This window comes from Budvicia aquatica DSM 5075 = ATCC 35567, assembly GCF_000427805.1.
GTDB lineage: Bacteria > Pseudomonadota > Gammaproteobacteria > Enterobacterales > Enterobacteriaceae > Budvicia > Budvicia aquatica.
Genome location: NZ_ATYS01000032.1, coordinates 50,646 through 63,316, shown reverse-complemented (window position 1 = coordinate 63,316; position 12,671 = coordinate 50,646). Strand labels below are relative to the sequence as shown.

Here is a 12,671-nt window from a genome sequence, read left to right as displayed (position 1 = left end):
AACCTCATGAACGCCAGTCCACTTTCCTGCTTCTGCAACATGAAAAATATAAGCTATTTTGAACACATTATGAAGGCTTTTCCTCGCCAATATTTCGATTCTTTAGTTCAGCAGTTTCAAGCCGATAAGTATTCAAAAGGCTTTACTTGCTGGCATCAATTGGTCTTTATGCTTTATGCTCAGTTGGCTGCTGTCCCCAGTTTACGTTCATTAGAAGCCAGCTTTAATTTTCATACTTCTCATCATCCTCGACTGGGTTGTCCCCCTGTTCGCCGTTCAACGTTATCCGATGCCAATGCTCGACGCTCTTGCGACATTTTCTTTCAAGTGGCTACACACCTCATGTCCTTCGTTTCTCGCCGTATCCGTAAAAACTACACGCATGCGCTATATCTCATTGATTCCACCAGTTTTACTCTGAAGGGCCGATATTTTGACCCATGGACGCGTTTATCTCGAAACGGCTTTACCCAAGGGATTAAATTGCATTTACTCTATAACGCTAATGTTTCATCACCGGTTGATTGTTCATTTACGCACGCAAACGTGAACGATTTGACTGAAGGGATGAAGCTCAATCTCGAAGAATATGCCACTTACGTTTTCGATAAAGGTTACTGTGACTATAACTGGTGGGCATCCTTTGAATCTAAGAATGCCCGTTTTGTGACCCGATTTAAGGATAATGTCAGCCTGTCCGTTGTCGAATCTCGCATCATCCCTGAGGATGATAAGGCGGTTATTCTTTCGGATGAAATGGTGAAGTTTAAGAATACTCATCCACGGGGAGGGAAAAGAAATTGGTACGTTCGTCCGTTAAGGAGAGTCACTGTCGCGCGCGAAGGTAATCCGGTCCCGCTGATTTTTGCCACAAATGATATTGAAAGTCCGGCCATTGAAATCGCCATGTTATATAAAAGCCGCTGGGAAATAGAGTTGTTTTTCAAGTGGATAAAACAGCATTTAAAGATAAAGCAATACTTAGGGCGCAGTTATAACGCAGTTCGTATACAGATATTAACGTCACTGATAGCCTATTTATTGTTATCGATTTATCGGCAAAAAAGTCAACCTCAAAAGAGTCTGTGGATATTGTTATCAGAAGTGAGAGGGGCCTTATTTCATCCAGTGAGTTTTGATGGGGGCTTAGCAAGAGAGCGACGAAGGAAAACCAACTTACTTATTGATAAGCAATTGGTTTTCCATTTTTGATATCTTTTTATTTATTCCGGACAGTAGTGCGTTTTCACGGGGATGACGACCTTGGGGGCAACGGTTAGAGATAACGGCTTAAAGGCTGGATGCTTCGCTCAGCATTTCCTTAAGCTAGACGCGATACGAATACTTGTTTTGCAAACAGTTCCTCCCCCGTCATCCCCGTGAAAACGGGAACGAGAGCCGTAGGCGAAGCAAACATTCGCCTCGTGAATGGCCCGCAGGGTGAGCGCAGCGAATCATCCAGGTTTTAGCTAACAAACCAGCGCTTGGTTAAGCGGGAATATCCTATGAACTTCAAACATTATCAGCTTAGATTGGCTCTGTTTCACAAAAAATCATATTGATAACAAGTCAATACTTGCGCCATATTCTGACTGATCATCTAGCCTTTTTGCCCGCCAACTTGGTTAATCTTTTGACCTTTCCTGTACTCTGAGTGGCTACACTGAGGACGATTAATGTGTGTGATCGTGGAGCGTAAGCCTTCATTGGAAAGGCTTTTTCTATGAAATCAGTGCATAATAGTCAATATTAGTGCTTTCATGTGTTGCTGATTAAATTAAAGGTACGTCTGTGGCTCTGTTTCCTTATCAACGTCTCGCTTATTTATTTGATGCTATTCAGTCTGAAACCCTTCCTCAGGAAGAGTTGGCTAAGCGTTTTGATGTGTCGACCCGGACTATTCGTACCGATGTCACCGCGCTGAACGATGTGCTGGCGGACTATGGTGCGAGAATTGTGTATGAGCGCGGATTGGGCTATCAACTTAAAGTGGATAATGCCAAAGACTTTGCCACGTTACCGATGCAACAACACCAAATCAAAGCGATTCCCCGCACTTCGAAAGAGCGAATTGACGCGCTACTGCTTAAATTTTTAATGGCTTCACTGCCGATTAAGCTAGATGACATTGCCGAAGAGTGGTTTGTCAGCCGTGGTACTTTACAGCACGATATGGTGTCAGTGCGTGAGCATCTGAATAAGTATCAGATTACCTTAGATACCGTTCCTCGTCAGGGGATGAAGCTGGAAGGGGCTGAGCATACTATCCGGTCTTGTATTATCGATATTCTTTGGCATCTTTTTTCTATGGAAAATGAGCGGTCGGTAAATAATTTCAAGCAAGATATTCTGACCAATATCGATTTGACCTATATCGAAAAAATCTTACAAAACAGCGTTAACCGATTTGATATTCGCCTGACTAATGAAGGGCGTCAGTATCTGATTTTTAGCTGTGCGGTCTCTATTTTACGCATTACCCGTGGACACGAACTGGTCGATTTTGTGGCTGATGAAATGGACAGCGTTATTAAAAGTGCCGTAAGTGAGATTGCTAAGGGATTTGCTTTCTTTCTCGGAAGCGGTATCTCTCCGGCAGAAGAAAAGTATTTAGGCGTTCAGATTTCTGCCCGTCGTATTCCTTACAACTATAATACGGTTGCCGGTGAAAACGGGGAGCATAATGGCGATGAGCTGGTTGACTATATTCTTAGCTATATCAATGACTCCTATAACTATGACTTACGTAGCGATATTAAACTTAAAACAGACCTCTCAACTCATCTGACCGCGATGATGACCCGGGTCCGCTATCAGATAAATACTAAAAACCCGCTATTGTCAGACATTAAACAATATTATCCGTTTGCCTATGATGTCACGCTGAGCGCAATGGCTAATATGGAAGACCGTATTCCTTATGCTATTAGCGAAGATGAAATGGGCTATCTGGCGGTTCATATCGGTGTCGGGCTGGAACGTAACTATAGCGTCGGCTATACCCGACATCCTCATGTTCTGCTGGTTACGGACTCCGGTAACTCTACGATCAGAGTGATTGAAGCCAAGATTGTGCGGGAATTTCCTCAGCTGAAAATCCAGCAGGTGATCTCCCTGCGTGAATATGAAGAGCTGGAGTCGGTCGAGCAAGATTTTGTTATTACAACCGTCAGGCTGACGGAGAAGAATAAGCCTATTATCAAAATTGCCCCTTTCCCTACGCCTTATCAACTGGAGCAAGTCGGACGGCTGGCAATGGTTGACCGGACCAAACCTTATATTCTTGAACGTTTCTTTGATGAAAGAAACTTCATGATAGTTAAAGGGAAAATGACTCAGGAAACCTTATTTAAGAAGGTGTGTAAGCAGCTAGAATCTGACGGTTATGTCACCAAGGACTTCTATCCGTCGCTGGTGGAGAGGGAGTCTATTGTGTCAACACTGTTGGGAGAGGGCATCGCCTTACCTCACTCACTGGGGCTGTTGGCAAATAAAACGGTGGTTGTGACGATTCTTGCCCCTAATGGCATCGAGTGGAATAAAGAGAAGAAAGAGGTGGCTAACGTTATTTTTTTACTGGCCATCAGTAAGGCTGAGTATGAGGAAGCAATGGCAATTTACGATCTGTTTGTCACCTTTGTACGTGAAAAAGCCACTAAACGGTTACTGAACAGTAAGAGTTTTAATGATTTTCAGGTGATTGCAAAAGACAGTTTGGGGCGAAGCGTATAATCGAAATTTATCGATTTATTGGCGCAATAACCATTATGCAGACAAGGCTATTAGTGTGGTTTTAGCGTTATTCAGAAAAGTAGTAAATGGTTGGGATTATTAAGCAAGGGGCTTATTGATAAAAAAGTCGATAACACACATAGAAATATAAGATGCATATATAACATAAGTTAAACCTTGTATTATTTAAATGATTATTAATTTTATGTTTTTTCCAAAAGTAACTATTTGGTATATTAAATAACCGCTAAAAAGTTATCTTTTGGTATGGTTTACAGTAAATATGTAATTGAAAGGTTCTAGTTTTGTTGCAATTCATAGCAATTAAACTCTCTTAGATTGTTTTTGTTTTTTCTATTTAAATTACATAATGTTACGCTTGATTTGTGATGTGCTTATCTGTATCTGATGTGTTGTGGTAGTATAAGATTGTACTCGAGTATCTTTTTGTTCATTGAATTTATCGTTTTTTGACATCCATCAACGATATCAATCACTCAGTTGCTATAGTGCAGCAGTGCAGAAATATAATTTTAAGATATAATTTATTCGTCAGACACTCGTTTCTATTTTATTTGAGTATATTTGTAATAGGGTATGGACGCAGTCATATTGATTGCAATTTTAATTAGCAGATAGTGAGTATAATATGGTTCAAATTATTGCACTGGTGATTGTTGCAATCACAGTATTTTTACTGATAAAACAGTATGAAACGCGGATGGTGTTAATTGGCTCAGGCCTTGCTTTGTGTATCGTTGGCCTTGCGCCGATGAACGCACTTGATGCCTTTGGCACTGGTATGACGTCAGGTAATCTAATACAGGCAATTTGTGCGAGTATGGGTTTTGCTTACGTGATGAAGTATACCGAATGTGATATGCATTTGGTTCGTGCTTTAGCCGGCGGCATGAATAAACTGGGCTTCTTCCTGATCCCGGTAACTGTTATTGTGACTTTCTTTATTAACATCGCAATTCCTTCTGCAGCAGGTTGTGCGGCAGCGGTAGGTGCAACGTTAATCCCTCTGTTAATTGGTGCCAGAATCCATCCTGCTATCGCAGGTGCGGCAGTACTTAGCGGAACCATTGGCTCATTCTTAAGCCCGGGTTTCTCCCATAACGCCTTCGTGAGTAACCTATACAATGAAGTTATGGCCGGTACCTCTGGCTATCAGCACATGTCCATTATTGATTTGATTCAATATCATGCCAAATATAGCCTGGCTCTTGGTGGTATTGCTGCCGTAGGCCTTTCTATTGTTGCTTTAGTGCGTAAAGAGTACCGCGTTGAGTTAGCTGACAGCGGAACTGCACAGGCTGCTTCTGACGTTGAAACTAAAGTCGCCGTTAAAACCAACTATTTATATGCAACCGCACCTTTTGTGCCATTAGTTCTTCTACTGGTTGGCGGTTTAACTACGTGGCTTGGTAACATTAAAATGGGCGTTCCGGCAGCGATGGTTATCGGTGCTATTTATGCGCTGATTATTACTCGTTGTAACCCAAGCACCATGACTAAACAGTTCTTTAACGGTATGGGTCATGCCTATGGTGATGTATTAGGTATCATCATTGCAGCCGGCGTGTTTGCTGCTGGTTTACAGTCATCTGGTTTGATCGAAACCTTTATTACCTTCTTAAAAGTACACCCAGAATTTGCGCGTTGGGGCGGAACAATTGGTCCATTCTTGATGGGTGCAATTACCGGATCTGGTGATGCTGCGGCATTAGCCTTTAATGGAACCGTAACCCGTCAGGCACTTGATCTGGGATATACCATTCCTGACTTAGGTATGGCAGCGGCTATGACTGGTGCATTGGGTCGTACAATGTCTCCGATTGCCGGTGTGGTTATTGTTTGTGCTGGTCTGGCTAACGTGAACCCGGTGGAGTTAGTCAAGCGTACTGGTCCGTCAATGATTGTAGCGGTCATATTTGTTGCTTTAGTTATGCTGTAATAACGATAAAGGAAAAGAATAATGTCAACAATTGATTTAAACCAACTAGTAACATGGCGTCGTGAACTTCACCGTTTTCCTGAAATCGGCTGGACCGAGTTTATGACTACTGCACGCTTAATTACTGAACTGCGCGGCATGGGACTTGACGTTATCGCCGGGCCTAAAGTGATTAACCGTGAGTTCGTTCGTGGTCGTAAAGCGGACGTCGTTGAACGTGGTTTAGCGCTGGCCAGAGAACGTGGCGCTGATGAAGCTCTGTTGGCTGAAATGGACGGATTGACGGGCTGTATGGCCGTATTTGACAGCGGCAAGCCGGGCCCAACCGTTGCTCTTCGTTTTGATATTGACTGTGTTGCCGTGCAGGAATGTGCTGCCGGCGATCATATTCCTAACAGCGGTGATTTCGCATCTAAAAGCGCGGGTCTGATGCATGCCTGTGGCCATGACGGACATATGTCTATCGGTCTGGGTATTGCAAAATGGTTAGTCGAGAATGGCAGTTCACTGAGCGGTAAAGTGAAGTTACTTTTCCAACCGGCTGAAGAAGGCGTTCGTGGTGCAAGACCTATGGCTGAAAGCGGTATCGTTGACGATGCTGATTACTTCTTAGGTATGCACATCGGTTTTATCGCTAAAACCGGCGAGATCGTGATTAACCCGAATAACTTCCTGTGTACGACTAAATATGATTTCCGCTTCTACGGAGCTCCGGCTCACGCAGGCGCTGAACCTCATCTTGGCCGTAATGCACTGGCGGGTGCTTGCCATGCAGCGACTCAAATGTTGGGTATTTCCCGTCATGGTAAAGGCATGTCACGTATTAACGTGGGCGTTATCCGTGCCGGTGAAGGCCGTAACGTTGTGCCTTCTTACGGTGAACTGCAGGTTGAAGTTCGCGGTGAAGATGAGTCCATCAATAGCTTTATGGCAGAACAGGTTGAGCGCATGGCTAAAGGCGCCGCTCAGAGCTTTGATCTGCGCTTAGAAAGCGAAGTGATGGGTGAAGCGGTCGATCTGCAAAACGACCAAGAGCTGATTGATGTATTAACCAGCGTTGTGGGTCAATATCCTGAACTGACTGCGGTTGCTGAGCGTTCGTTCGGTGGTAGTGAAGATGCGACCGTTCTGGCTAAGCGTGTTCAGCGCCACGGTGGTAAATCAATTTACTTTATCGTAGGTGCAGACCTTAAAGCGGGTCACCATCAGGCAGAGTTTGACTTTGATGAAAAACAATTGAAAACCAGCGTTGAGCTGTTTGTCGGTTGCTTACAGAAGTTAATGACTAAATAATTTAGTCATTAGTATGAAAAAGGCCATCCGTGAGGGTGGCCTTTTTGTTGGTCATCCGCTTAATTAGCTATCACGCCGGACCGGGCTTGCGGCCTGGTTGAGCATCAAAGCTTATGCCAGATTCATTTTGGCTATCGTCACCCATCACATATAAGTAGGTCGGCATAATATCCGCCGGGGTTTTTAAATTATTCGGGTTTTCTTCAGGAAACGCAGAGGCTCTCATTGAGGTACGGGTGCCGCCGGGATTAATACAGTTAACCCGCAGGTTAGAGTCCTGATATTCATCGGCTAAGACCTGCATCAGGCCTTCAGTTGCGAATTTAGATACCGAATAGGCACCCCATCCGCGGCGGCCTTTACGGCCCACGCCTGAACTGGTGAAAATTAGACTGGCTTTTGGCGCCTGTAGCAGTAGGGGAATCATTACCTGAGTCAGCATAAATCCGGCATTGAGATTGACATGCATAACCTGATTCCACTGCTCAGGATCTTGTTCTGCCAGTGGGGTAATTTCTCCCAGCAGCCCGGCACTATGCAATAATCCGTCCAGATGACCGTACTCTTTAGCGATTTTTTCAGCCAGCGTTTTGTAATCCGCAGGCTTGGCGTTTAATAAATCAAAAGCATAAACCGTGGCGGGCAGACTTCCCTGTTGGGCAATTGCCTGCTGTACTTGCAGTAGTTTTGATTCGGTACGGCCTAGCAGGATTAACCGCGCACCGTGGCGGGCGTATGTCAGAGCGGCTTCTTTTCCAATACCGTCACTGGCGCCAGTGACCATAATAATTTTTTGGTTAAGTAAATCGCTCGGTGCCTGGTAGTGCATAATCTCTCCTTACTGTATATTTATACCCTTTGTACTCGTTGAAATGCCAAGTACCTGAGTATTGCAGATAAACCAACAACGCAATTAAACTAGCAGGAAATGACACTGTCTGCTTGAATTGTGTTGGCTTATCACCAGTTTTGTTTAATTTTATAGGAAGATATCTGTGGAGTGGATTTATCAGTATGGTCTGTTTTTAGCTAAAATCGCAACTTTTGCTATCGCAATCGCCGCCGTTGCATTACTGATTATTAGTGCTAATCAGCGCAAATCAGGGCGTCGTGGTGAACTAAGCCTGACGGATTTAGGTGAAGAATACCGCGAAATGCAGCAAAGAATGAAGTTCGCCCGCATGGGGGATGCTGAACAGAAAGTATGGAATAAAGCACAGAAGAAAAAAGACAAAGCCGAAGCGAAGCAGGCTAAATTGGCAGCCAAAGCTGGCGATCGGAAAGCCCCCAAGTCATGCGTCTATGTTTTGGAATTTAAAGGCAGCATTGATGCACATGAGGTTGAGGCTCTGCGTGAAGAGATCTCGGCGATTTTAGCTATTGCTAAACCGGGAGATGAAGTGCTGCTTAAGCTGGAAAGCCCGGGCGGAATGGTGCATGGCTATGGTTTGGCCGCTTCTCAATTGGATCGCCTGCGTAAAGCCGGAATTCGCTTAACGGCCGTTGTTGATAAAGTAGCCGCCAGCGGTGGTTATATGATGGCCTGCGTGGCCGACCACATTGTTGCCGCCCCTTTTGCCGTGATTGGTTCTATCGGCGTTGTGGCTCAAATACCGAATTTTCATCGCTTACTGAAAAAGAATGATATTGACGTTGAGCTGCACACCGCAGGTGAATTTAAACGTACTCTGACGCTGTTTGGTGAAAATACCGATCAGGGCAGAGAGAAATTCCGTGAAGAGCTGAATGAAACTCATCAACTGTTTAAACAGTTTGTTCATCAGCAACGCCCATCGCTGGATATTGACAGCGTAGCAACCGGAGAACACTGGTTTGGTTCTCAGGCGATGGAAAAAGGGCTGGTTGATGAAATCGGTACCAGCGATGATTTAGTGATTGCCCAAATGAAAGACCATGATGTGATTAGTGTGCGATATGCGCAGCGTAAACGCTTGGTAGACCGTTTAAGCGGAAGTATGGCTGAAGGTGCTGACCGGTTGTTATTGCGCTGGTGGCAGCGTGGTCAGAAGCCATTAGTGTGATGATTGCGTGGTTTGGGTAAAACAAAAAGGGCCGATAGGCCCTTTCTGTTATCTGCCTGTTATCTGCAGCGACGTTATAGCTATCACTCTAAATGATACTTCGCTGACAAAACGTGAGCCAAGTGTTTAAACATATTAAATACCGCCGTTGTTTTTCGCGTCGGTAATCCATCTTCATCGAGAAAGAACTCACCGCGAAAAACTAAAACATCACCTTTTTGCTCAACGTCAGTGGCTTCAATACCATGAATGAAGTCCTCATGATTTTTAATCAGCAGGTTTGCTTCTTCCAGTAATGCCTGACGGGAAATAGGGGCTGTATCGTTCCGCATAAAATAGCTCCGGTTAGTCAATTGGGTAAGCTATTTTAGCTTTCTGAGTAAGCCAGATCAATGCGTTAAGCGGTAAGTTATCTGGATTTTAGGGGGGATTGATAGCATCAAAATTTGTCGTTAAAAAGAAATTCACTAAGCTAATTTTGTTGCGTAGCGCTTTTTATCAGGTAGAGTTATGTGCTTTCGGGTGCCGATCCAGCATTTTTGTTTGCAACTATTCGATGGTTGTTAGCGATCTCCGCAGCATGTTTAGCGTAGTGATTCATCGAATAGCCGTTGATATCCTATATTTTCGCTACAATATAGTAGACATATAAACAGGCATGCTTCTTCATTAACCCGCGTAAATTTTTGAAATGCCATAATTCAGTAATTGAAGGCTAATTTAGGTAAACAATATTATGGGTAAAGCGCTCGTCATTGTGGAGTCCCCGGCAAAGGCCAAAACGATTAATAAATACTTAGGAAATGACTACGTGGTTAAGTCCAGCGTTGGTCATATCCGGGATTTGCCTACCAGTGGGTCAGCAACTACTAAAAGCAGCGCCCCAGCGAAAGATAAAGACGGCAAAGCCAAGAAAGTGAAAAAGGATGCGAAACAGGCGTTAGTTAATCGCATGGGAATCGATCCTTATCATGACTGGGCTGCTCGTTATGAAATTCTGCCTGGTAAAGAAAAAGTTGTCGCTGAACTTAAAGCACTGGCTGAAAAAGCTGACACCATCTATCTCGCAACCGACCTTGACCGCGAAGGGGAAGCCATCGCATGGCACCTGCGGGAAGTTATCGGTGGTGATGATAGCCGCTACCGTCGGGTGGTGTTTAACGAAATTACTAAAAATGCCATTCAACAGGCATTTGAACAACCTAGTGAACTGAATATTGACCGGGTTAATGCCCAACAGGCCCGCCGCTTTATGGATCGGGTTGTGGGGTATATGGTTTCGCCATTATTGTGGAAGAAAATCGCCCGCGGGTTATCTGCCGGCCGCGTTCAGTCGGTTGCGGTACGGTTAGTGGTTGAGCGTGAGCGTGAGATTAAAGCGTTTGTTCCTGAAGAATATTGGGAATTACATGCTGACCTCAATAATGGTAGCGATGTTGCGCTGCAAATGCAGGTTACACATCGTAATGATAAAGCCTTTAAACCGGTTACCCGTGACGAAACTCATGCTGCGGTTGCGCTGCTAGAGAAAGCCCGTTACGAAGTGCTAGAGCGTGAAGATAAACCGACCAGCAGCAAGCCGTCGGCACCCTTTATTACCTCTACGCTACAACAGGCTGCCAGTACCCGTTTAGGCTTTGGCGTCAAGAAAACCATGATGATGGCCCAGCGTCTGTATGAAGCAGGTCATATTACCTATATGCGTACCGACTCAACCAACCTGAGCCAGGATGCGTTAACCATGGTGCGTGGTTATATCGGCGACAACTTTGGCGATAAATACTTGCCGGCTCAGCCGAACCAATACAGCAGCAAAGAGAACTCTCAAGAGGCCCATGAAGCCATTCGTCCTTCCGACGTTAACGTGGTTTCAGAACAGCTAAAAGATATGGAGTCTGATGCTCAGCGTCTTTATCAGCTAATCTGGCGCCAGTTTGTTTCATGCCAGATGACGCCGGCCAAATATGACTCAACCACGCTGACGGTTAAAGCGGGAGAGTTCTTACTTAAAGCTAAAGGTCGTACTTTACGCTTTGACGGTTGGACTCGCGTATTACCTGCGTTGCGTAAAAATGATGAAGATAAGACGCTGCCGGTTGTTGCCGTAGGCAGCCAGCTTAATCTTGACCAGCTATTACCGACTCAGCACTTTACCAAACCACCGGCGCGCTTTAGTGAAGCCTCCTTGGTGAAAGAGCTGGAAAAACGCGGTATTGGTCGTCCGTCTACCTATGCGTCTATTATTTCGACTATTCAGGATCGCGGCTACGTTCATACAGAAAACCGTCGTTTCTACGCTGAAAAAATGGGTGAGATTGTCACCGACCGTCTGGAAGAAAATTTCCGCGAACTGATGAATTATGATTTCACCGCGCGTATGGAAAGCGATCTGGATAACGTTGCGACCAATAAAGCATCGTGGAAAGGCGTACTGAATGATTTCTTTGCTGACTTTAGCAATCAGCTAGAAATCGCTGAAAAAGATCCTGAAGAGGGCGGAATGCGTCCTAATCAGGTGGTGCTGACCTCGCTGGATTGTCCGACCTGTAGTCGTAAAATGGGGATCCGGACTGCCAGTACCGGCGTGTTCCTTGGCTGTTCAGGCTATGCCTTAGCCCCCAAAGAGCGCTGTAAGCAAACCATTAACCTTATTCCTGAGTCGGAAGTACTCAACGTGCTGGAAGGGGATGACGCAGAAACCAATGCGTTGCGTGCCCGCCATCGTTGCCATAAATGTGGTACGGCCATGGACAGCTACCTGATCGACAATAAGCATAAGCTTCACGTTTGCGGTAATAATCCGGAATGTGATGGTTATGAGATCGAAGAGGGTGAGTTCCGCATCAAAGGGTATGACGGTCCGGTTATTGAGTGCGAAAAATGTGGTAACGAGATGCACCTGAAAGTCGGGCGTTTCGGTAAATACATGGGTTGTACTAATACTGAATGTAAGAATACCCGCAAGATTTTACGTAATGGTGACATTGCTCCGCCAAAAGAAGATCCGGTTCCGTTGCCAGAGCTTGCTTGCGAAAAGTCTGATGCTTACTTCGTTTTACGTGACGGTGCAGCAGGCGTTTTCTTAGCGGCGAATACGTTCCCTAAATCTCGTGAAACTCGGGCGCCTACGGTGGAAGAATTGCGTCGCTTTAAAGACCGTTTACCTGAGAAATTAAGCTACCTGGCTGATGCTCCGGTGACCGATCCTGACGGAAATAAGACCATTGTTCGCTTTAGCCGTAAGACTAAACAACAGTATGTCTCTTCAGAGAAAGACGGAAAAGCCACCGGCTGGTCAGTGTTTTATGTTGACGGTAAGTGGATTGAAGCTAAAAAGTAATGAAACTCAAAGCATAAGTTGAATATTGCTTGATATATAACGCCCTGCATGTAATTTAACTGCGGGGCGTTTTTTATTTCATCAGTCTTGCGTACGATAAGTTGATATTTAGTCTATACCCTTCATACTTCAAGCTACATCTTTGTTGGCTGCGCTCGCTCACCCGAATTACTTACCTGAGTAAGCTCATCGGGACTAGCTCCTTTGCAGCCTTGATGCAACTCGAATTATTTTGGGTCTATTCTTATTCGTCCGGTGATAGTACTTCTGATAACGATTTGGTGGGGTGACTGTTTTAACCTTT

At 44.9% G+C, this 12,671-nt stretch carries 8 protein-coding genes; 6 read left to right on the top strand and 2 right to left on the bottom strand.

The window, feature by feature from the left end; all coding sequences use genetic code 11:
* The 4 genes from YWE_RS27320 to YWE_RS0113685 form a co-directional block, all read left to right on the top strand.
* The coding region (locus tag YWE_RS27320) for an IS4 family transposase (RefSeq protein ID WP_154661410.1) at nucleotides 1-1,212 on the top strand (1,212 nt) is incomplete at its 5' end.
* Nucleotides 1,213-1,791: 579 nt separating this feature from the next.
* The gene (locus YWE_RS0113695) at nucleotides 1,792-3,732 is read left to right on the top strand and encodes a BglG family transcription antiterminator (RefSeq protein WP_029095057.1); all 1,941 of its coding nucleotides are present in this window, start codon (nucleotides 1,792-1,794) and stop codon (nucleotides 3,730-3,732) included.
* 649 nt (nucleotides 3,733-4,381) lie between these two features.
* Complete coding sequence (gene dcuC / locus YWE_RS0113690) at nucleotides 4,382-5,692, top strand: C4-dicarboxylate transporter DcuC (protein WP_029095056.1); 1,311 nt, start codon at nucleotides 4,382-4,384, stop codon at nucleotides 5,690-5,692.
* Nucleotides 5,693-5,713: 21 nt separating this feature from the next.
* A complete protein-coding gene (locus YWE_RS0113685; protein WP_029095055.1) occupies nucleotides 5,714-6,985 on the top strand; it encodes an amidohydrolase in 1,272 nt (423 codons plus the stop codon).
* A gap of 70 nt (nucleotides 6,986-7,055) precedes the next feature.
* Here the strand turns inward: YWE_RS0113685 and YWE_RS0113680 are convergent, their stop codons facing one another.
* Complete coding sequence (locus YWE_RS0113680) at nucleotides 7,056-7,814, bottom strand: YciK family oxidoreductase (RefSeq protein ID WP_029095054.1); 759 nt, start codon at nucleotides 7,812-7,814, stop codon at nucleotides 7,056-7,058.
* 166 nt (nucleotides 7,815-7,980) lie between these two features.
* On the opposite strand from YWE_RS0113680, the gene sohB reads away from it, so the two are divergent.
* Nucleotides 7,981-9,027, top strand: coding sequence for a protease SohB (gene sohB / locus YWE_RS0113675; RefSeq protein ID WP_029095053.1), 1,047 nt, complete (start codon nucleotides 7,981-7,983; stop codon nucleotides 9,025-9,027).
* A gap of 83 nt (nucleotides 9,028-9,110) precedes the next feature.
* On the opposite strand, the gene YWE_RS0113670 is transcribed toward sohB, so the two are convergent.
* Nucleotides 9,111-9,359 carry a YciN family protein gene (locus tag YWE_RS0113670; RefSeq protein WP_029095052.1) on the bottom strand — a complete coding sequence of 83 codons (249 nt, stop codon included), beginning with the start codon at nucleotides 9,357-9,359 and terminating at the stop codon, nucleotides 9,111-9,113.
* 404 nt (nucleotides 9,360-9,763) lie between these two features.
* On the opposite strand from YWE_RS0113670, the gene topA reads away from it, so the two are divergent.
* Nucleotides 9,764-12,367 carry a type I DNA topoisomerase gene (gene topA / locus YWE_RS0113665; protein WP_029095051.1) on the top strand — a complete coding sequence of 868 codons (2,604 nt, stop codon included), beginning with the start codon at nucleotides 9,764-9,766 and terminating at the stop codon, nucleotides 12,365-12,367.
* Nucleotides 12,368-12,671: the final 304 nt, after the last annotated feature.